At 72.6% G+C, this 19,598-nt stretch carries 18 protein-coding genes and 1 pseudogene; 15 read left to right on the plus strand and 4 right to left on the minus strand.

The window, feature by feature from the left end:
• Positions 1 to 296 precede the first annotated feature (296 nt).
• Genes E1298_RS27440 through E1298_RS27450 form a run of 3 tightly spaced genes read left to right on the plus strand, consistent with a single transcriptional unit; the run spans position 297 to position 3,205 of the window.
• Positions 297 to 2,075 (plus strand): DEDD exonuclease domain-containing protein, encoded by a 1,779-nt coding sequence (locus E1298_RS27440; protein WP_131898232.1) that lies wholly within the window; start codon positions 297 to 299, stop codon positions 2,073 to 2,075.
• A 36-nt stretch (positions 2,076 to 2,111) separates the two neighbouring features.
• Positions 2,112 to 2,861, plus strand: a complete 750-nt coding sequence (locus E1298_RS27445) for a rhomboid family intramembrane serine protease (RefSeq protein ID WP_131898234.1) — start codon at positions 2,112 to 2,114, stop codon at positions 2,859 to 2,861.
• A 56-nt stretch (positions 2,862 to 2,917) separates the two neighbouring features.
• Positions 2,918 to 3,205, plus strand: coding sequence for an Lrp/AsnC family transcriptional regulator (locus E1298_RS27450; protein ID WP_131898236.1), 288 nt, complete (start codon positions 2,918 to 2,920; stop codon positions 3,203 to 3,205).
• 17 nt (positions 3,206 to 3,222) lie between these two features.
• Here E1298_RS27450 and E1298_RS27455 read toward each other — a convergent pair whose 3' ends face one another.
• A complete protein-coding gene (locus E1298_RS27455; protein WP_131898238.1) occupies positions 3,223 to 3,918 on the minus strand; it encodes a PDC sensor domain-containing protein in 696 nt (231 codons plus the stop codon).
• Between the two features lie 15 nt (positions 3,919 to 3,933).
• Positions 3,934 to 4,647 carry a FadR/GntR family transcriptional regulator gene (locus tag E1298_RS27460; RefSeq protein WP_243725844.1) on the minus strand — a complete coding sequence of 238 codons (714 nt, stop codon included), beginning with the start codon at positions 4,645 to 4,647 and terminating at the stop codon, positions 3,934 to 3,936.
• 79 nt (positions 4,648 to 4,726) lie between these two features.
• Here E1298_RS27460 and E1298_RS27465 point away from each other — a divergent pair, with 79 nt between their 5' ends.
• From E1298_RS27465 to E1298_RS27480, 4 genes are all read left to right on the plus strand, one after another.
• Positions 4,727 to 5,830 carry an ABC transporter ATP-binding protein gene (locus E1298_RS27465; RefSeq protein WP_131898242.1) on the plus strand — a complete coding sequence of 368 codons (1,104 nt, stop codon included), beginning with the start codon at positions 4,727 to 4,729 and terminating at the stop codon, positions 5,828 to 5,830.
• 10 nt (positions 5,831 to 5,840) lie between these two features.
• Positions 5,841 to 7,049 carry an ABC transporter substrate-binding protein gene (locus E1298_RS27470; protein WP_131898244.1) on the plus strand — a complete coding sequence of 403 codons (1,209 nt, stop codon included), beginning with the start codon at positions 5,841 to 5,843 and terminating at the stop codon, positions 7,047 to 7,049.
• Between the two features lie 120 nt (positions 7,050 to 7,169).
• Entirely contained in the window at positions 7,170 to 7,913 is a 744-nt protein-coding gene (locus E1298_RS27475) for an ABC transporter permease (protein WP_243725845.1), read from the plus strand.
• Positions 7,913 to 8,722, plus strand: coding sequence for an ABC transporter permease (locus E1298_RS27480; protein ID WP_131898248.1), 810 nt, complete (start codon positions 7,913 to 7,915; stop codon positions 8,720 to 8,722). The genes E1298_RS27475 and E1298_RS27480 overlap by 1 nt, the downstream gene beginning before the upstream one ends.
• A gap of 15 nt (positions 8,723 to 8,737) precedes the next feature.
• Here E1298_RS27480 and trpD read toward each other — a convergent pair whose 3' ends face one another.
• On the minus strand, positions 8,738 to 9,787 hold the full coding sequence (trpD, locus tag E1298_RS27485) for an anthranilate phosphoribosyltransferase (RefSeq protein ID WP_131898250.1): 1,050 nt from the start codon (positions 9,785 to 9,787) through the stop codon (positions 8,738 to 8,740).
• Positions 9,788 to 9,794: 7 nt separating this feature from the next.
• Complete coding sequence (locus E1298_RS27490) at positions 9,795 to 10,217, minus strand: type 2 periplasmic-binding domain-containing protein (RefSeq protein ID WP_131898252.1); 423 nt, start codon at positions 10,215 to 10,217, stop codon at positions 9,795 to 9,797.
• 150 nt (positions 10,218 to 10,367) lie between these two features.
• Between E1298_RS27490 and ctaE the strand changes: the two genes are divergently transcribed.
• The 8 genes and pseudogenes from ctaE to E1298_RS27530 all read left to right on the plus strand — a co-directional run.
• On the plus strand, positions 10,368 to 11,027 hold the full coding sequence (gene ctaE / locus E1298_RS27495) for an aa3-type cytochrome oxidase subunit III (RefSeq protein ID WP_131898254.1): 660 nt from the start codon (positions 10,368 to 10,370) through the stop codon (positions 11,025 to 11,027).
• 58 nt (positions 11,028 to 11,085) lie between these two features.
• Positions 11,086 to 11,997: a cytochrome bc1 complex diheme cytochrome c subunit gene (gene qcrC / locus E1298_RS27500; protein ID WP_131898256.1), complete on the plus strand. Its 912-nt coding sequence runs from the start codon at positions 11,086 to 11,088 to the stop codon at positions 11,995 to 11,997.
• Entirely contained in the window at positions 11,994 to 13,109 is a 1,116-nt protein-coding gene (qcrA, locus tag E1298_RS27505) for a cytochrome bc1 complex Rieske iron-sulfur subunit (RefSeq protein ID WP_131898258.1), read from the plus strand. Before qcrC ends, qcrA begins: the two co-directional genes overlap by 4 nt.
• A complete protein-coding gene (gene qcrB / locus E1298_RS27510; protein ID WP_131898260.1) occupies positions 13,106 to 14,740 on the plus strand; it encodes a cytochrome bc1 complex cytochrome b subunit in 1,635 nt (544 codons plus the stop codon). The genes qcrA and qcrB overlap by 4 nt, the downstream gene beginning before the upstream one ends.
• Positions 14,741 to 14,822: 82 nt before the next feature.
• Complete coding sequence (locus E1298_RS27515; protein ID WP_131898262.1) at positions 14,823 to 15,950, plus strand: glycosyltransferase family 4 protein; 1,128 nt, start codon at positions 14,823 to 14,825, stop codon at positions 15,948 to 15,950.
• 82 nt (positions 15,951 to 16,032) lie between these two features.
• Positions 16,033 to 16,842 carry a hypothetical protein gene (locus E1298_RS27520; protein WP_131898264.1) on the plus strand — a complete coding sequence of 270 codons (810 nt, stop codon included), beginning with the start codon at positions 16,033 to 16,035 and terminating at the stop codon, positions 16,840 to 16,842.
• Positions 16,843 to 17,426: 584 nt separating this feature from the next.
• Positions 17,427 to 18,956 (plus strand): penicillin-binding transpeptidase domain-containing protein, encoded by a 1,530-nt coding sequence (locus E1298_RS27525; protein ID WP_165975684.1) that lies wholly within the window; start codon positions 17,427 to 17,429, stop codon positions 18,954 to 18,956.
• A 324-nt stretch (positions 18,957 to 19,280) separates the two neighbouring features.
• Positions 19,281 to 19,598 (plus strand): annotated as a pseudogene (locus tag E1298_RS27530) (hypothetical protein); the annotation flags it as partial.

Consider the following 19,598-nt stretch of genomic DNA (forward strand, 5'->3'; position numbering starts at 1 on the left):
GCTCCCCCGGATGGTGGGGGCGCTCCGCGTGCGCGGGGCCGCCGCAGGTCGCTTCGGGGCCGCTGTCGATGTTCCCGCTCCTTCCGGGCTCTGCCGCCGGTGGGCTGTCTCTTCCCGAGCGCCACGCACCCTAACCGGCACAGGACACGGGACGACCAGCGTGAACGTAGGGATCGGCCGGCGCGACGGGCACTCCCGGGCCCGTCCCCGCGGCCCCCGCCCGACGGGACGTGCCGGCGCGGTCACAACCCTAGCGGTCGGAGCTTCTGTCAGTGGCGTCCTCTACGGTCCCCGGCATGACGGCTGCGCACGGCGTCCAGGGCACCCTGGACGACCTCGGTACCCCCCTGTCCGAGGTCACCTTCGTGGTGGTCGACCTGGAGACCACCGGCGGCTCGGCGGCCGACTCGGCCATCACCGAGATCGGCGCGGTGAAGGTGCGCGGGGGAGTGGAGCTGGGGGAGCTCGGCACGCTGGTCGACCCGGGCGGGCCCGTCCCGCCGTTCATCACCGCGCTGACCGGCATCACCACGGCGATGGTGACGGCCGCGCCGCGCATCGAGTCGGTGCTGCCGGCGTTCCTGGAGTTCGCGCGCGGCTGCGTGCTCGTCGCGCACAACGCCCCGTTCGACATCGGCTTCCTCAAGGCCGCGTGCGCCGCGAACGGCTACGCCTGGCCCGCGTTCACGACCGTCGACACCGTCGACCTGGCCCGCCGCGTCCTCGGCAAGGACGAGGTCCCCAACTGCAAGCTGGGCACGCTCGCCCGGTTCTTCCGCACCGCCACCGAGCCGACGCACCGCGCCCTGGCCGACGCGCGCGCCACCGTGGAGGTCCTGCACGGCCTCATCGAGCGGCTCGGCGCGTTCGGCGTCACCTCGCTGGAGGAGATGCGCGGCTTCGCCAAGGCGCCCACCCCCGAGCAGCGCCGCAAGCGGCACCTGGCCGACGACGTGCCGAGCGCGCCCGGCGTGTACCTGTTCGAGGACGACGGGGGCGAGGCGCTCTACGTCGGCAAGAGCGGTGACCTGCGGTCCCGCGTGCGCAGCTACTTCACCGGCTCGGAGACCCGCCGGCGCGTCCGCGAGATGGTGGGCCTGGCCGAGCGCGTCCGGACGATCGTGTGCGCCACCGGCCTGGAGGCCGAGGTCCGCGAGCTGCGCCTGATCGCCGAGCACAAGCCCCGCTACAACCGCCGCTCGAAGTTCCCCGAGCGGGCCATTTGGCTGAAGCTGACCGTGGAGCCGTTCCCCCGGCTGTCGATCGTCCGCGAGTGCCGCGACGACGGCGCCTGCTACCTGGGCCCGATCTCCTCGCGGCGGCAGGCGGAGGAGGCGCGCGCCGCGCTGCACGAGGCCGTCCCGCTGCGGCAGTGCACGCAGCGGCTGACGCCCCGGCTGATCGAGCGCGGCCGGGCCCGCACCTGCGCCCTCGCCGAGATCGGCCGGTGCGGCGCGCCGTGCGACGGCCGCGAGTCCGCCGACGCCTACGCCCTGCACGCCGGCACCGCGCGGACGGTGATGGAGGGCGACGTGCGGCCCGTCGTGGCGGCCGCCCAGGTGCGCATCGACCGGCTCTCCTCCGAGCTGCGCTACGAGGAGGCCGGGGCGCAGCGCGACCGGCTGGCCGCGTTCGTCCGCGCCGCCGCGCGCGGGCAGCGCCTCGCGGCGCTGGCCCGGGTCCCGCAGCTCGTGGCCGCCCGTCCGGGCTTCGACGGCGGCTGGGAGCTGTCGGTCGTGCGGTACGGGCGGCTCGCCGCGGCTGGAACGATCCCTCCCCGCGCCGACCCGTGGCCCTACGTCAACGCCCTCACCGCGACCGCCGAGACGGTGTTCCCGCCCGCCGGAGGCGCGCCCGGCGGCGTCGCCCTCGGCGCGGGGCCGTCCGCCGGGGCCACGGCCGAGGAGATGGAGTGCGTCCTGCGCTGGCTCGACCTGCCCGGCGTCCGCCTGGTCGAGCTGGACGGCGCGTGGACGTGCCCCGTCCACGGCGCCGAGGGCCTGCGCCGGTGGATCGACAACGCCTACGTGAGCGTCGAGCCGGACACTCTCAGGAGCGGGCGGCCACTAAGGTGACCCGGGAGATCCCGCGTATGGAGATGACCTTCCCGCATGGCACTGCCCCTCTATGACAGCCAGCCCGCCCGGCGCGTCCCGTGGATGACGTACCTGCTGGTGGCGGCCAACGTGGTGGTGTTCCTGCTCACTCCCATGTCCAACTTCGCCACCTGGTACGGCCGCGACGACGTCCGCGAGTGCAAGGCCATGCACTTCTCCTACGAGTACGGCGCCGTCCCGAAGGAGCTGACCACCGGGGAGCAGCAGCCGCTGCCGTCCGACATCGTCCACCAGTGCGGGCCCGCGAGCTTCGGCAAGGCGCCCTGGACGTCGGCGTTCACCTCGATGTTCCTGCACTCGGGCGCGCTGCACCTGCTGGGCAACCTGGTGGCGCTGTTCGTCGTCGGGATGGGGCTGGAAGACCGGCTCGGACGGCTCCGCTACCTGCTCGGCTACCTGTTCTTCGGGCTCGTCGCCGTCTACGGGTTCGCCTACACCTCGGCCGACTCAGGGGTTCCGCTCATCGGCGCGTCCGGGGCCATCGCCGGGGTGATGGGCGCCTACGTGATCCTCAACCCGCGGGGCCGCATCGTCAGCTATGTGCCGCCGGTGATCGTCGTCCGGCTGCCGGTGTGGGTGGTGCTCGGCTACTGGTTCGTCCTGCAGTGGCTGTCCCTCGGCGACGACGAGAGCAACGTGGCCTACACCGCGCACATCTACGGCTTCGCGGCCGGGGTGCTGTTCGCGCTGCTGGCCCGCCGGGCCGGGCCCGCGCGCAGGCTGGCGGCCCTGAACCGCGGCTGAGGGGCCCGGGCGGCGCCCCGGTAGAGTCGTCCCGTCCGCACGCAGGGGAGGGTGAAGTGGTCACTGCGATCGTGTTCGTCAAGGCCGACGTCGCGCGCATCCACGAGGTGGCCGAGACGATCGCGGCCCTGGACGGCGTCAGCGAGGTCTACTCGATCACCGGGGAGCACGACCTGATGGCGATGGTCCGGGTGCACCGCCACGAGGAGCTCAACGACGTCATCCCGGGACGGCTCAACAAGGTCCCGGGCATCGTCGACACCGAGACGCACATCGCGTTCCGGACCTACTCCCAACACGACCTCGAAGCAGCCTTCGCGCTGGGGCTTCCCGAAGCCGACTGACCGCCGCCCGGAGCGTCCTAGCCCGCTGTGACGAGGGACAGGGACAGGTCGCCGCAGGGGCGGGCGGCGAAGCCGGGGTCGCCCCGGTAGGCCGCGCCGGGCGCCCAGCTCGCGGTGTTGGACGCCATGACCCGGCCGGGCGCGTTGACGACGAACGCGGGCGCGGGGATCTCGCGCAGGGCCGGGACGATCTCGTTCTCGAAGGTGCGGGCGTACACGTCCGCCGCGGCGACGCCGACGAACGCGCCCGCGACGCGCACCGGCGCCGATAACGTCAGGACGTACTCGTCGCTGCAGAGGTAGTCGACGTACGGGCCGCAGACGGTCTTCTCGGCGCCCGACCGGGGGCCGGTGAACCAGTCCCAGCAGGTGTAGTCGTACAGGGCGCTGCTCTCGGGGTTCAGGTCGCGCAGCAGCTGGGACGGGCTGCCGGTGGGCCCGGTCTGCCACCACTCCAGGTACCAGGCGGCGTCGGCGAGCAGCCCGGGCGCCGCGATGAACCCGAGGCCGGAGACCAGCGGGCCGAGGTGGGCGAGCAGCAGCGGGCGCAGGGGGGCGAGGTCGGCGCTGACGGGGTCGCGGCCGGTGTCGCCGACCTCGGCGAGGCGCCGGGCCGACGCGTCGCGCACGCGCGCGACCGTCGCGAAGACGCCGTCCAGCGTCGCGCGGACATGCGCGGCGGCCGCGCCGACGGCCGGTGGCTCGGGGAGCATTGGGTCACCTCGGGATCAGAGGGCGAGCCGTCGTTCAATCAGATGTTCTACCGCATTCGCGACGTGACTTTCAGCTACATGCCGGGCCCGGGCGCCCTCGCCGCGCGCGACGGCCTCGACGATCGCGGCGTGCTCGGCGCGGACGCGGTCGCGGCTCCCGGGGGCGTCGTGGACGGCCCAGATCAGCGGCCCGATCTCGGCCTGGAGCCGGATCTCCTCGCGGGTGAGCCGCACGGACTGGGACGCGGCGGCCACCTCCAGGTGGAGCCGGCCGTCCAGCCGGCACAGCTGGGCGCCGGACGCGGCGGACATCTCCGCCAGCGAGCGCCGGAGCCGTTCCACGTCGCCGGGCAGCGACCGCAGCGCGGCCAGGCGCGCCCCCGCGCCGGCGATGGCCGCGTAGTGGTCGCCGAGGTCGCGCAGCTCCTCGGCGGCGAGCGGGCGCAGCCGCTCGTCGAGGTCGAACGGGTGGGCGGGGGTGCGGACGAAGCTGCCGCCGCCCCGGCCCCGGCGGGTCTCGATGAGGCCCCGCCGGCGCAGCGCCATCAGCGCCTCGCGCAGGGTCACGGTCGAGACGCCGAGACGGCCGGCCAGCTCGGTCTCGCTGGGCAGCTGCTCCCCGTCGGCGAGGAGCCCGAGCGCGATCGCGTCGCTGAGGCGGCGGACGACGGCGTGCACCCGCGCGGTGTTGTCGACCGGGGCGAACACGGCGAGGCGCGCGCTGTCCATGGACCCCCTTCCCATCGTTGACACAGTGATACCGGAAGGTCACTTGAATCTAAACTTATGACTCCATATGTTTTCGGCCATGCCGGCTTCAGCGGTGCGGATCCGCTCCCTGCGCAAGACCTTCGGCTCCGTCGAGGCGGTGGCGGGCGTCGACCTCGACATCGGGGACGGCGAGTTCTTCTCGATGCTCGGCCCGTCCGGCTCCGGCAAGACGACCGTGCTGCGGATCATCGCGGGGTTCGAGCGTCCCACCGCCGGGACGGTCGAGCTCGGCGGGCGGGACGTCACGGCGCTCGCCCCGTTCGACCGCGACGTCAACACCGTCTTCCAGGACTACGCGCTGTTCCCGCACCTGGACGTGGTCCGCAACGTCGAGTACGGGCTGAAGGTGCGGCGGGTGCCGCGGGCCGAGCGCCGCGAGCGGGCGCTGGAGGCGCTGCGCGGCGTGCGGCTGGACGGCATGGCGGCGCGCCGTCCGCAGGAGCTGTCGGGCGGCCAGCGGCAGCGGGTCGCGCTGGCCCGCGCGCTGGTGAACGAGCCGAGGGTCCTGCTGCTGGACGAACCGCTCGGCGCGCTCGACCTGAAGCTGCGCGAGGAGATGCAGGTCGAGCTGAAGGCCCTCCAGCGGCGGGCGGGCATCACGTTCGTGTTCGTCACCCACGACCAGGAGGAGGCGCTGACGCTCAGCGACCGGGTGGCCGTCCTCGACCGCGGGCGGATCGAGCAGGTCGGCACGCCCGCCGAGGTGTACGAGCGGCCCGCGACGGCGTTCGTGGCCGGCTTCGTGGGCACGTCCAACCGCATCGGGGACGTCTGCGTCCGGCCGGAGAAGCTCCACGTCGACACGGACGCGGGCGGCATCGACGCGGGCGGCACGGACGAGGGCGGCACCGGCGCGGGCGGCGCCGGGCCCGGCGGGGCGGCCGCCGGGCCGGAGGCGGCGGGCGGTGCCGGTTCGGGGGACCGGCACGCGCTCGGCACGGTCGCCGAGGTCGTCTACGCGGGCGCCGCGACGCGGTTCGTGGTCGACCTGGACTCGGGCGACCGGGTCGTGGCGCTCCAGCAGAACCTCAGGACCTCCTCCATGGACGTGATGCGCCACCGCGGCGCGCGCGTCCGGATCAGCTGGCACGCGGCGCACGAGTTCCGCGTCCCCGGCGCTTTCCCCCTTCCCCCGAAATAAGGAGTTCCCCATGTGGTCCACGCGCACGGCGCTCGCCGCCACGGCGACGCTCGCGATCGGACTGGCCGCCGCCTGCGGCGGCGACGATTCGGCCGGCAAGGCGACCGCGGCCGGGCAGGGCGGCTTCACGGTCCCCAAGATTGCGGCTCGGCAGTCGCTGGGCGCCGGCGAGGGCCGGGTGAACCTGGTCGCCTGGGCCGGGTACGCCGAGGACGGCTCCAACGACAAGAAGGCCGACTGGGTCCACCCGTTCGAGAAGCGGACCGGCTGCAAGGTCAGCACCAAGGTCGCCGGGACGTCCGACGAGATGGTCACCCTGATGCGGACCGGCGAGTACGACGCGGTCTCGGCCTCCGGGGACGCCTCGCTGCGGCTCATCGCGTCCGGTACCGTCGCGCCGGTCAACACCGCGCTCGTGCCGAACTACGCCGACGTGTTCCCGGGGCTCAAGCTCAAGCCGTGGAACTCGGTGAACGGCGTCGCCTACGGCGTCCCGCACGGCCGCGGCGCCAACCTGCTCATGTGGCGGACGGACAAGGTCAAGACCGCCCCCGACTCGTGGGGCGCGGTGTTCGACGCGAACTCGCCCTACAAGGGCAAGATCACGGCCTATGACTCGCCGATCTACATCGCGGACGCCGCGCTCTACCTGATGTCGTCCCGTCCCGAGCTGGGGATCAAGAACCCGTACGCGCTCGACCAGAAGCAGTTCGACGCCGCCGTGGCGCTGCTGAAGGCGCAGCGCGGGCTCGTCGGGGAGTACTGGTCGGACTACACCAAGGAGGTCCAGGCGTTCAAGAGCGGCGACTCCGTCCTCGGGACGACGTGGCAGGTCATCGCGAACCTCGCCAAGGCGGAGAAGGCGCCGGTGCAGGTGGCGCTGCCCAAGGAGGGCTCGACGGGCTGGTCGGACACCTGGATGGTCGCGGCCAAGTCCAAGCACCCGAACTGCGCCTACAAGTGGATGGACTGGATCGTCTCGCCGAAGGCCAACGCGCAGGTCGCCGAGTGGTTCGGTGAGGCGCCCTCCAACGCCAAGGCCTGCGGGATGACCGCGGACAAGACGTTCTGCGACACCTTCCACGCCACCGACGAGACGTACTTCTCCAAGGTGCGCTTCTGGACGACCCCGATCGCGCAGTGCCTCGACGGCCGCAAGGACGTCAAGTGCGTCGACTACTCCAAGTGGACCCAGGCGTGGACGACGATCAAGGGATGACCTCCGGCGGGGGCGGCCGCCCTGCTGCACCGCCGGCCGTGGCTGCGCCTGTCGCTGCTGCTGTCGGCGCCGCTCGCCTGGCTGGTCGTCGCCTACCTGGGCGCGCTCGCCGCGATCTTCGTGACGGCGTTCTGGACGACCGACACCTTCACCGGCGAGGTGGTGCGGCGGTTCACCCTGGCGAACTTCCAGGCCCTGCGGGACGAGCCGGTCTACCGGACGATCGCGCTGCGCAGCCTCGGCGTCGCCGCGGCCGTCACCGCGATCGACATGGCCATCGGCCTGCCGATGGCCCTCTACATGGCCAAGGTGGCCCGGCCCCGGCACCGCCCGTACCTGGTGATCGCGATCCTGGCGCCGCTGTGGGCCGCCTACCTCGTCAAGGCCTACGCCTGGCGGGTGATGCTCGCGGAGGGCGGGCTGATCGACCAGACGCTGCGGCCGTTCGGCCTGTCGGGCCCCGGATACGGCCTCACGGCGACCGTGATCGTCCTGGCCTACCTCTGGCTGCCCTACATGATCCTGCCGCTCTACACGGGCCTGGAGCGGCTGCCCGACTCGCTGCTGGACGCGGCGGGCGACCTCGGCGCCGGGCCGCTGCGCGCGTTCCGCTCCGTCGTGCTGCCGATGGTCTTCCCGTCCCTGGTGGCCGGGTCGATCTTCACCTTCTCGCTGTCGCTGGGCGACTACATCACCGTCAAGATCGTCGGGGGGCGGGGGCAGCTGCTCGGCAACGTCGTCTACGACAACGTCGGCGCCGCCAACAACCTGCCGTTCGCCGCCGCCGTCGCGACCGTCCCGGTGGTCGTGATGCTCGGCTACCTCGCCGCGGCGCGCCGGACCGGCGCCCTCAGGGAGCTGTGATGACCCTCTCGCCCGCCGCGCGGATCGCGCTGCGCATCGTCATGGCCCTCGGCCTCGCGGTCGTCTACGTGCCGCTGCTGGTCGTGCTGGTCAACTCCGTCAACGCCGACAAGGCGTTCGGCTGGCCGCCATCGGGGTTCACGGGCCGCTGGTGGTCGCAGGCGCTGGACAACGAGGGCGCGCGGCGGGCCGTCCTGACCAGTGTCAAGGCCGGGCTCGGCGCGACGGCCGCGGCGCTCGTCCTCGGCACGATGGCGGCGTTCGCCGTCGCCCGCCACCGCTTCTTCGGACGGGAGGCCGTGTCGCTGGTGGTGGTGCTGCCGATCGCGCTGCCCGGCATCGTCACCGGCATCGCGCTGAGCAACGCCTTCCAGGTCGTCCTGAAGCCGCTCGGGATCGGCCTCGGACTGTTCACCGTCATCGTCGGGCACGCCACGTTCTGCGTCGTCACCATCTACAACAACGTGCTGGCCCGGCTGCGCCGGACGGGCACCAGCCTGGAGGAGGCGTCCGCCGACCTCGGCGCGGACACCTTCCAGACGTTCTGGTACGTGACGCTCCCCGGGCTGCGCTCGGCGATGCTCGCCGGGGCGCTGCTGTCGTTCGCGCTGTCGTTCGACGAGATCATCGTGACCACGTTCACGGCGGGCCCGGGCGCCGAGACCCTGCCGATCTGGATCTTCGGCAACCTGTTCAGACCGAACCAGGCGCCGGTCGTCAACGTGCTGGCCGCCGTGCTGATCGTCCTGTCGGTGGTCCCGATCTGGATCGCCCAGCGGCTGTCGGCCGGGGCCCGCACCGTCCCCTAGGCGTGCCCGTCCGGGTCAGGGCCGCAGGCGCTGGGACGCGGCGATCCAGCGCTCCAGGAGCGCGCTCGTGGCGCCGGAGTCGACCGCGGCCGCCGCCCGCTCGAACGCGGCGCCCAGCGTCGGCGTGAGCGCGCCGGCGGGCGGCGCGCCCTCGTAGGCGGTGATGAGCGCGGCGGCGTTCAGCAGGACCATGTCGCGGACGGGCCCCGGCCGGCCGTCGAACACCTCGTGGGCCACCCGGGCGTTGAAGGCGGCGTCGGCGCCGCGCAGGTCCTCCGGCTTGGCCGGCGGGATGCCGAGGGCGGACGGGTCGAACGTCGTCTCCGTCGCGGTGCCCTCGCGGACGATCCACACCGTCGAGGTGCCGGTGGTGGTCAGCTCGTCCAGCCCGTCGTCGCCGCGGAACACCAGGGACGAGCAGCCCCGCGCGGCGAACACGCCCGCGATGACGCCCGCCATCCGCGGATGGAACACGCCGACCGCCTGCGACGCGGGCCGCGCCGGGTTCGTCAGCGGGCCGAGGAAGTTGAACACCGTCGGGGTGCCGAGTTCGCCGCGCGCCTTGGAGGCGTGCCGCAGCGCCGGGTGGAACAGCGGCGCGAAGCAGAAGGTGATGCCGGTCTCCTCGGCGACCCGCGCGGTGGCGTCCGGCGGCAGGTCGATGGCGACGCCGAGGTGCTCCAGCAGGTCGGCGGCGCCGCAGGACGACGACGCGGCCCGGTTGCCGTGCTTGACGACCCGCACGCCCGACGCGGCGGCGACCACGGCGGCCATCGTGGAGATGTTGACGGTGTGGGCCCGGTCGCCGCCCGTCCCGACCAGGTCGGCGATGCGGCCCGGCACCGTGATCGGGGTGGCGTTGTCCATCATGCCCTCGGCGAGGCCCGAGACCTCCTCGACCGTCTCGCCCTTGGCGCGCATCGCGATGGCGAAGCCCGCGATCTGCACGTCGGTGGCCTCGCCGGACATGATGCGGTTCATGGCCCAGGACGTCTCTTCGCTGGTGAGCGAGTCGCCGTCCAGCAGGGCGTTCAGCAGGGCGGGCCAGGAGGTGCGCGTGTCCATCCCGGCCCTACAGGGCCGGAAGGCGGTTCTGGACGCGCCGGCGCATGAGCCCGGCGAGGGCGTTGGCCAGCGCCATGGGGTCGAGCGGGAGGCTCACCACGGCGTCGGCGCGCGACCAGGTCGCCAGCCAGCCGTCGTCGCGGCGGGCGATGACGGCGAGCACCGGCGGGCAGTCGTAGACCTCGTCCTTGGCCTGCCGGCACACGCCCAGCCCGCCCGCGGGCTGGGCCTCGGCGTCGACGATCATGACGTCGATGCCGCCCTCGTCGAGCCGCTCCACCACGGCGGGCTGCGTCGCGCGCTCGACGAACTCCACCTGCGGGAGGTCGGCGGCGGGACGGCGCCCGACCGCCAGCCGGATCTGGGCGCGGGTGTTCGCGTCGTCGCTGTAGACGAGAACCTTCATCGGGCTCTCCGGGGCGGTGCTCATGGCAGTGAAGGTTACCCGGTCGGGTCCGCGCGCACGAGATCCCGGCCAGGATCCCGGCGGGGATCCCGGCCCGGTTCCCCAGGGCTGGGAGACACGCTCGGGAACTCTAGAAGGGGGGTCATGCGTCACTCACGGGATAGGGACGCAATAATGCTGCCCGTGGCAACAGCATCCGCGATAGAGACAACACCGCACGCTCGGGCGAACCGTCCCAATCTGGTCAGCGTGGGGACGATCGTTTGGCTGTCGTCCGAGCTGATGTTCTTCGCGGCGCTGTTCGCGATGTTCTTCACGATCCGCTCTGTGACGATCGGCCAGCACGGGCACGGCGCATGGCCGGGAGCCGAGCTGGACCTGCCGCTGTCGGCCATCAACACGACCGTTCTGGTGCTGTCCTCGGTGACCTGCCAGATGGGCGTGTTCAGGGCCGAGGCGGGCAAGGTGGGCCGAGACGGCGGCCTGCTCGACTTCCGGCGGTGGGGGCTGCGCGAGTGGTACGTGCTGTCCCTTCTCATGGGCACCTACTTCGTGGCCGGGCAGGCCTTCGAGTATTACAACCTCGTCACGAAGGACGGGCTCACGCTCTCGTCCTCGGCCTACGGCTCGGTCTTCTACCTGACCACCGGCTTCCACGGTCTGCACGTCACCGGCGGCCTCATCGCGTTCCTCTTCGTCCTCGGGCGCACGTACGCGGCGAAGAGATGGACGCACGAGCAGGCGACCAGCGCGATCGTCGTGTCCTACTACTGGCACTTCGTCGACGTGGTGTGGATCGGCCTGTTCGCGACCATCTACCTGCTGGACCTGTGACCCGTTGGACCTGTGACCCGCTGACCTACCAGACGACAAGACCCGAACGGGGATATCCGTGAAAAGGTTCACCGCATGGCGACGGCGCCCCTGGGCGGGCTACGCCGTCGTGCTGGCGGCCCTGGCGGCGATCGGCGTCATCTACGCCGGCTTCTCGCCGCGGACTGAACGCGCCGAGGCGCAGAACACGGCCCAGGCCGCGCAGGACCTGGCGAACGGCAAGCAGCTGTTCAACAAGAACTGCGCCAGCTGCCACGGGCTGAACGCCGAGGGCACGAAGGACGCCAAGGGCAAGCCGATCGCACCCAGCCTCATCGGGGTGGGCGCCGCATCCGTCGACTTCCAGGTCAGCACGGGCCGCATGCCCGCGATGAACCCTGGCGCGCAGATGCCGCGCAAGGAGCCGGTCCCCGACTTCAACACCTCGATCAAGACCGACTACGAGGAGCACGAGAAGCGGGAGGCGGCGGAGAAGCAGAAGGCCCAGGCGGAGAAGAACCTGGCCGACCTGCGCGCCTACATCGCCTCGCTCGGCGACGGGCCGGACATCCCCCCGGCCTCGGCGACCGACCCGTCCAAGGGCGACGTCGCGCTCGGCGGGAAGCTGTTTCGCACCAACTGCGCGCAGTGCCACAACTTCACCGGCCAGGGCGGCGCCCTGACGCAGGGCAAGTTCGCCCCGACGCTGGCCGAGGACGACGTGACGCCGACGCAGATCTACGAGGCCATGCTGACCGGCCCGCAGGCGATGCCGGTGTTCAACGACACCACCCTCACGCCCAAGGACAAGCAGGCGATCATCGCCTACCTCGTCCAGACCCGCGAGGAGCCCAACCCGGGCGGCAACGGCCTCGGCCGCATCGGCCCGGTCTCCGAGGGCCTGGCCGGCTGGCTGATCGGGATCGGCCTGCTGGTGCTGGCGGCCATGTGGATCACCGCGAAGAAGCCGAAGAAGCTGAAGAACCCATGAGCGACGACAACAAGGACACCGCGGGCTCCAAGGAGCCCCGCGAGGACGGCGGCGCGCGCGGGCGCGTGATCGGCACGCCGTCGCCGGCGAGGGACAGGGCGCTGCTCGCCGAGGACGACATCTCGGCCCCGGCGGGCGCGGGAGAGCAGCTGGACGAGGCGTCGGCCAAGCGGGCCGAGCGGATCGTCGCTGCGTTCTTCCTGCTCGCCTTCGCCGGCAGCGTGGCGTTCATCGCCTACTACATCGGCTGGAGCGGCCGCGACGGCGGCATGCACGGCGTCACGCGGGCCCGGGAGTCCAACTTCTGGCTCGGCGGCATGATGGCGCTGTCGTTCCTGGCCCTGGCCATCGGCGTCACCATCTGGGTGCGCCGGCTGATGACCAGCAAGCCGATCGTCCAGGAGCGGCACGAGTTCGCCGCCGACCAGCAGACCCGGGAGGCGTTCACCAAGGACTTCCTGGAGGGCGCCGAGGACAGCGGCATCACCAAGCGGCCGCTGCTGCGCCGCACGCTGCTGCTGGCCGCCGCGCCGCTCGGCCTGGCCCCGCTGGTGCTGCTGCGCGACCTCGGCCCGCTGCCGGAGAAGCGGCTCCGCCACACCTTCTGGGCCGAGGCCGTCAAGAAGGCGCAGGCCGAGGGCAAGAAGGGCGTCCGCCTGGTGGTGGACGGCACCAACAGGCCGCTCAAGGTCAGCGACTTCTCCTCGCCCGGCGGGATGATCACCGTCCTGCCCGAGGGCATCGAGGAGCACGTGCGCGAGGACCAGGTCCTCACGCAGACCGCCAAGGCGGTCACCATCCTCATCAACATCCCGAGGGACCAGTTCAAGCCGGCCAAGGGCCGGGAGAACTGGCACGTCAACGGGATCGTGGCGTACTCCAAGATCTGCACGCACGTCGGCTGCCCGGCGGCCCTGTACGAGCAGACCACGCACCACATCCTGTGCCCGTGCCACCAGTCCACCTTCGACGCCACCGACGCGGCGAAGGTGGTCTTCGGCCCCGCGGCGCGTCCGCTGCCGCAGCTTCCGCTGGCGGAGGAGGACGGTTACCTGGTCGCGACCAGCGACTACCACGAGCCGATCGGCCCGAGCTTCTGGGAGCGCGGATGAGCGAGGCGACAGCCCCGAAGGCGGTCGAGGGCACGCTCGGGTTCCTCGACGAGCGGCTCGGCTCGACCACCTTCCTGAAGCGCAACGTCAAGAAGGTCTTCCCCGACCACTGGTCGTTCATGCTGGGCGAGATCGCCCTGTACTCCTTCATCATCCTGCTGCTGACCGGGACGTTCCTGACGCTCTGGTTCAACCCCAGCATGACCGAGGTCGTGTACGACGGCTCGTACACGAAGCTGAACGGCGTGAAGATGTCCGAGGCCTACGCCTCGACGCTGCACATCACGTTCGACGTCCGCGGCGGGCTGCTCATGCGGCAGATCCACCACTGGGCGGCCATCCTGTTCATGGCGTCGATCCTGGCGCACATGCTGCGGGTGTTCTTCACCGGCGCCTACCGCAAGCCGCGCGAGCTGAACTGGCTCATCGGCATCGGGATGTTCACGCTCGGCATGCTGGAGGGCCTGTTCGGGTACTCGCTGCCCGACGACCTGCTGTCGGGCACCGGGCTGCGGATCACCCAGGGCGTGGCGGAGTCGGTCCCGCTGGTCGGCACCTACGTCTACATGTTCCTGTTCGGCGGCGAGTTCCCCGGCACGGACATCATCCCGCGGCTGTACATGCTGCACATCCTGCTGATCCCGGGCCTGATCCTCGGCATGATCACCGCGCACATGATGATCATGTGGCATCAGAAGCACACCGCGATGCCGGTCAAGAACCAGACCGAGCAGCAGGTGTACGGCTACCCGTTCTACCCGGTCTTCATGGCCAAGACGGGCGCCTACTTCCTGTTCACCTTCGGGGTGCTGGCGCTGATGGGGGCGTTCGTCCAGATCAACCCGATCTGGCTGTTCGGCCCGTACGATCCGGGCGCGATCTCCTCGGGCTCCCAGCCGGACTGGTACATGGGCGTCCTCGAAGGCGCGCTGCGCATCATGCCGAACTGGGAGATCTCCGCCTGGGGCCACACGGTCAGCTTCAACGTGCTGATCCCGGCGCTCGGGCCGCTCGGCATCATCTTCACCGGCGCGGCCGTATGGCCGTTCGTCGAGGCGTGGGTGACCGGCGACAAGCGGCAGCACCACGTCAACACGCGGCCCCGCAACGCCCCGGTCCGCACGGCGACGGGCATGGCCGCGGTGACGTTCTACGGGCTGCTCTGGATCGCCGGCGCGAACGACGTCGTCGCCGAGAGGTTCCACGTGTCGCTGTTCGCCACGACGTGGTTCTTCCGGTTCGCGGTCTTCATCGGGCCGTACCTGGCGTTCGTCATCACCAAGCGGATCTGCCTGGGCCTCCAGCGCAAGGACGCGGGCATCATCGGGCACGGCGAGGAGAGCGGCATCATCATGATGTCGCCGGACGGCAAGTACTCCGAGCGGCACGAGCCGGCGCGCGAGGAGAAGCGGGCGATCATCCTGTCCAAGGAGAACGCCCGTCCGGAGGCCCCCGCGCGGGACGCCAACGGCATCCCCGCGCCCGACACCAAGGGCCCGCTCGGGCATCTGCGCTCGCGCCTCAACCGCGCCTGGACCTTCGACGACATCCCCGTCGAGGAGCACGGGCACGGCCACGGGGAGCAGGGCGAGATCGAGGGCGGCAAGGAGCCCGAGCAGCTCAGCCACTGAGCCGCCGCGCCGCTCCACCGCACCTGGGAGGGCCCGCCACCGGAACACCGGCGGCGGGCCCTCTTCTATGCTGGGGCGGAAGATGACCAAGACCCTCGTCGTCACCAACGACTTCCCGCCCCGTCCCGGCGGCATCCAGACGTTCGTGCACGGCCTGGTGGCGCGGCGGCCGCCCGGCTCGGTGGTGGTGTACGCCCCGGCCTGGAAGGGCGCCGCCGCGTTCGACGCGCGGCAGCCGTTCCCGGTCGTCCGGCATCCGGGCTCGCTGATGCTGCCGGAGCCGGGCGTGCTGCGCCGGGCCGGGGACGTCCTGCGCGCGGAGGGCTGCGACTCGGTCGTGTTCGGCGCGGCGGCCCCGCTCGGCCTGCTGGCCCCCGCGCTGCGGAGGCGCGGCGCCGAGCGGCTGGTCGGGATCACGCACGGGCACGAGGCGGGCTGGGCGTCGCTGCCGGTCGCGCGGGGCGTCCTCGGCCGCATCGGGGACGGCGTGGACGTGCTCACCTACCTGGGGGAGTACACGCGGTCCCGGATGGCGCGGGCCCTGTCGCCCGCGGCGGCCGCCCGCATGGCGCGGCTCGCCCCCGGCGTGGACGAGCGGACGTTCCGTCCCGGCGCGGGGGGCGACGCGATCCGCGCCCGGCACGGCCTGGCGGACCGTCCCGTGGTGGTCTGCGTGTCCCGGCTGGTGCCGCGCAAGGGCCAGGACGCCCTGATCCACGCCTGGCCCCGCGTCCTGAGGGCCGTCCCGGACGCGGCGCTGCTGCTGGTCGGCGGCGGCCCGTACCGCGCGGACCTGGAAAGGCTCGCGGCGTCCCTCGGCGTCGGCCGCTCCGTCGTCCTCACCGGGAGCGTGCCGTGGGAGGAGCTGCCCGCCCACTACGACGCGGGCGACGTCTTCGCGATGCCGTGCCGGACGCGGCGCCGCGGCCTGGACGTGGAGGGCCTCGGCATCGTCTACCTGGAGGCTTCGGCGACGGGACTGCCCGTGGTCGCGGGCGACTCCGGCGGCGCGCCCGACGCCGTCCTGCCCGGCGAGACGGGGACGGTGGTCCCGGGGCGCTCGGTCGCCCGCGTCGCCGACGCGCTCACCGGCCTGCTCACCGACCCCGGGCGGGCCCGCAAGATGGGCGAGGCGGGCCGGGGCTGGGTCGAGCGGGAATGGCGCTGGGCGCTCCAGGCGGCAAGGCTCGGCGCGCTGCTCGGCGGCTGAGATGTGGCGCCGGGGCCATCTCAGGGAATCCTGAGGTCATGCCGCGTACCGCGGCCGGTACCAAGGGTGACAGGATGCCGATATGGAGAACGCGGACATCGAGGACGCATGGGCCCGGGCTCCGGGGGAGGCCGCGCGATGGCTGCACGAGCTCGATCCCGACCACTGCTACTCGGGATTCGAGCCGCCGCGCGGCCCGGACTCCGTCTGGCTCCTGCACGCCATGTACGCGTGGGAGGAGGGCCTGGTCACCACGACGCACGACGACGTCCACCAGTCGGTCGCGGCCGCCGGGCTCACCGAGCCGGCCGACCCGGCGGGGGAGTTCCCCGGTGACGTGGGCGACCTGCTGGAGGGCGCGATCGTCACCGGCACCGAGCTCGGCCGCAGCGGCGACCCCGGGGCGGGGTGGCGGCGGCTGCGCTGGGAGGAGCTCGCCCGCGGGTTCGGGGAGCCGGTCGTCCCGGAGGGGGAGATGCCCGGCAACCGGTGCCTGCGGCAGGGGCACCCCGCCGGAAGCTGGTCGGCCGCCATCCAGCCGCCCGCCGAGGGCTGCCTGGACCGGGAGAGCTGGCACCGGCTGATCGGCGTGCTGCTGCGGCACAGCCCCACCGGCGTCGACACGCGCTGCCTGGCGTACTACTGCCCGCTCGTCACCGCCGACTGGGACAACGAGACGGTCCTCGCGGGACGGCTGGGCGACGCGGCCCGGCTCTACGACCACCCGGAGATGGTCAGCTGCCCGTCCGACCTGTGGGCGGCCGACCGCTCCTGGGTCGTCTACTGCGACTGGGACTTGTGGGGAACGAAGGTCGTCGGCCCCACCTCGCTCATCGAGGCGGTGCTGGACGACCCGCAACTGGAGGGCCTCCGCCTGCCCTGGACGCGCTGACCGCCCGTCCCGCGGCGGCGACCGGCCCACGCCGGCCCCGAGACGAGGACCCCGCCCCCGCGCCGTGGGCGGGAACCCCGTCTCAGGACCGGCGGGCCGATCGGGGCCGCGCCCCGCTCCCGGAGACCAGTTCCACGCGCTGCCCCTGCCGAGGGGGGAGAAGATCCGGTGCTGACCGGCCCGGCGCCCCCGAAGGGAGAGAACCTGGAGAAGGGCGCGCCGTGGCGGCCGGTCCGGCGGAGCCGGATCGGATGTCGCGTGGACGGGAGCGCGGGGCACGGCCCCGGCAGGAGTCCCGGCCGCGATGCGGCCGGGGCGCGGCGACGGGGCAGGGGGTGGGCCGTCCCGCCGGAATGATCGTCATCGCGGGACTCCTCCTGCCGTCATAGGTTCGCCGACACCCCTGAAGCTAAGCCCCGGAACACCACCCGGCACCCCCGTTAAACCGGACTTAAGGGGCCGATCAGTCAACGCTAAGTCATCTCCTGATTCCGCGGTGAATGTCGGCCTTAGGGAGTATGGGCAGGGGCGTCCTGCGCTGGGATGATCGATCTCCGGTCGGGGGGTGGCTGGAGGAGAGTCGCATGCGTTCGCGGGGCGTCGCGGTTCTGGCGGTTCTGGTGGCAGCGGTCCTTGCCACCGGAGTGGGGGCCGCGTGGCTGCTCCCGGGGCCGGCCGACAAGAGTCCGGAAGAGGTGGCGGCCGACTACTTCGCCGCCTGGAACGACGGATCGCTGGACAAGATGCGGCGGCTCGTCGCCCGTCCGCCCGAGGACTTCGCCGACCAGCACCGGGCGCTGTCGCGCGGGCTGGAGGTCAGCGCGATCGAGCTGAAGCCGCGGCCCGTGGCGCGATCCGGGCCCGACACGGCGCAGGCCGGCTTCACGGTCACGCGGGACATGCTCGGACGCGGGACCTGGTCGTTCCAGGCGGTGCTGCGGCTCGGCCGGGTGGGCGGACGGTGGCGCGTCCTGTGGTCGCCCGCCACCCTCTACCCCGGGCTGAAGGGCAAGGGGACGTGGACGTGGCGGGAGGTGACCGTCCCCGCCCTCACGCTGGTCGCCCGGGACGGCAAGGCCCTGCCCGAGGACGGCCCGCTGGAGCCCTACCTCGCCGGGCTCACCGACCGGATGGAGGGCGAGGACGACACGGGATGGGCCATCGAGCTGCGCGACAACGGCGGGCCCCCGCAGCGGTTGAAGCTGTTCGACGTCAAGACCGGCAAGAAGGTCCGGACGACCCTGGACCCGCGCGTCCAGGCGGCGGCCGAACGCGCCGTCGGCTCCCAGGAGGCGGCGATCGTCGCGGTCCGCCCGTCCACCGGCGAGATCCTCGCGGTCGCGGACGGCCTCGGCGGGCTCGGCGCGTTCGTCAGCGGCTACCCGCCGGGCTCGACGTTCAAGGTGGTGACCGCCGGGGCGCTGCTGGCCGGTGGGATGGGGGAGGGCTCCACCACCGACTGCCCGGCGGTCGTCGTCACCGCGCAGCGCACCATCCACAACGACGAGAACCACGCGCTCGGAAGGACCGCGCTGCGGAACGCGTTCGCGCAGTCCTGCAACACCACGTTCGCGCGCCTGGCGGTCGAGGAGCTCGGCGCGAAGAAGCTGGCCGCGAGCGCCCGGGCCTTCGGGTTCGGCGAGCGGCTCACGCCCGGAGTCCAGGCGAGGGCCGGGAGCTTCCCCGACCCGGGCAGCGGCGCGGCGCTGGCGGAGGCGGCGATCGGGCAGGGGCGGGTCGAGGCGAGCCCGCTGCTGATGGCGTCCATCGCGGCGGCGGTGGCGGACGGCTCGTGGCGGTCGCCGCGCCTGCTGGAGCCGAAGCTGATCCGCGAGGGCGGTGGGCGGACGCCGGAACCCCGTCCGATCCCCGGCGTCGGCGACCTCCGCACGATGATGCGCGCGGTGGTCACGGGCGGCACGGCGGCACGGGCCGGGCTGCCGGACGGCACGGCGGGCAAGACGGGCACCGCCGAGTTCGGCGAGGGCTCGCACGCCTGGTTCATCGGCTACCGCGGCGACCTGGCCTTCTCGGTCTTCGTCTCGGCCGGCGGATCGGGCCCGAAGGTCGCCGCGCCCCTGGCTGCCAGGTTCCTGCGCGCCGCCTCCCGCTGACGCGCGGGCGGACTCCGGAACCGATCGCGCGGATGCGTGAACGCGCCAGGGCGTTCGCGCGTACAGCACGGAGACCGTAGGGCGACGGTCGCTTAATGAAACGATTTTTTGGCACTAACTCTCATCTGAGTGGCCCGTGGGGCGTATGCTCCGGGGTTGATTGAGCGGGCTCGCCAAGAGCCCGCGGGAACGCGGTGGGAGCGGAGCGGGCTCCCGGCGCCGCGAACCCGAATGTCTCAGCGGAACGCCGCCGGGCCGAGCGCCCTGGCGGTTCGGAACAGCCCGGCGTTCGCCGAGCCCTCCACCTCCTCCACAGGAGAGGGCATGGCGCGACGCGATACCCGGCATGCGTCCCGGAGCCACGAGCAGGCTCCACCGCGGGCGGAGGCGCCCGCGCGCCCGTCCCCGGAACCAGGGCCCCGCAAGGGACGCTGGTCCGAGGAGCCCCAGTGGCCCGAAGGATCCTGGTGGTCCGAGCAGCCCGACTGGACGGAGCGCGGACGGCGATCCAAGCGGCGTGATCCCAAGCGGGACGAGCCCAAGCGGGGCGAGGCACGGCGCCCCCAGTCCCGGCGGCCCGAACTGGAGCCGCACGAGGACTGGTACCGCCAACCCCCGGAGAACGACCCCCCGGGCCTCGAC

The organism is Actinomadura rubrisoli (assembly GCF_004349215.1).
Taxonomy (GTDB): Bacteria; Actinomycetota; Actinomycetes; order Streptosporangiales; family Streptosporangiaceae; genus Spirillospora; species Spirillospora rubrisoli.

Excerpts from the sequence above, each read along its gene's own strand:
- ctaE (WP_131898254.1), top strand. The coding sequence starts at position 10,368 with ATGCTGCCCGTGGCAACAGCATCCGCGATAGAGACAACACCGCACGCT.
- E1298_RS27490 (WP_131898252.1), bottom strand. The coding sequence starts at position 10,217 with ATGAGCACCGCCCCGGAGAGCCCGATGAAGGTTCTCGTCTACAGCGAC.
- E1298_RS27445 (WP_131898234.1), top strand. The coding sequence starts at position 2,112 with ATGGCACTGCCCCTCTATGACAGCCAGCCCGCCCGGCGCGTCCCGTGG.
- E1298_RS27460 (WP_243725844.1), bottom strand. The coding sequence starts at position 4,647 with ATGGACAGCGCGCGCCTCGCCGTGTTCGCCCCGGTCGACAACACCGCG.
- E1298_RS27465 (WP_131898242.1), top strand. The coding sequence starts at position 4,727 with ATGCCGGCTTCAGCGGTGCGGATCCGCTCCCTGCGCAAGACCTTCGGC.
- qcrA (WP_131898258.1), top strand. The coding sequence starts at position 11,994 with ATGAGCGACGACAACAAGGACACCGCGGGCTCCAAGGAGCCCCGCGAG.
- E1298_RS27455 (WP_131898238.1), bottom strand. The coding sequence starts at position 3,918 with ATGCTCCCCGAGCCACCGGCCGTCGGCGCGGCCGCCGCGCATGTCCGC.
- E1298_RS27520 (WP_131898264.1), top strand. The coding sequence starts at position 16,033 with ATGGAGAACGCGGACATCGAGGACGCATGGGCCCGGGCTCCGGGGGAG.
- trpD (WP_131898250.1), bottom strand. The coding sequence starts at position 9,787 with ATGGACACGCGCACCTCCTGGCCCGCCCTGCTGAACGCCCTGCTGGAC.
- E1298_RS27470 (WP_131898244.1), top strand. The coding sequence starts at position 5,841 with ATGTGGTCCACGCGCACGGCGCTCGCCGCCACGGCGACGCTCGCGATC.
- E1298_RS27480 (WP_131898248.1), top strand. The coding sequence starts at position 7,913 with ATGACCCTCTCGCCCGCCGCGCGGATCGCGCTGCGCATCGTCATGGCC.
- E1298_RS27525 (WP_165975684.1), top strand. The coding sequence starts at position 17,427 with ATGCGTTCGCGGGGCGTCGCGGTTCTGGCGGTTCTGGTGGCAGCGGTC.
- qcrB (WP_131898260.1), top strand. The coding sequence starts at position 13,106 with ATGAGCGAGGCGACAGCCCCGAAGGCGGTCGAGGGCACGCTCGGGTTC.
- E1298_RS27440 (WP_131898232.1), top strand. The coding sequence starts at position 297 with ATGACGGCTGCGCACGGCGTCCAGGGCACCCTGGACGACCTCGGTACC.
- E1298_RS27515 (WP_131898262.1), top strand. The coding sequence starts at position 14,823 with ATGACCAAGACCCTCGTCGTCACCAACGACTTCCCGCCCCGTCCCGGC.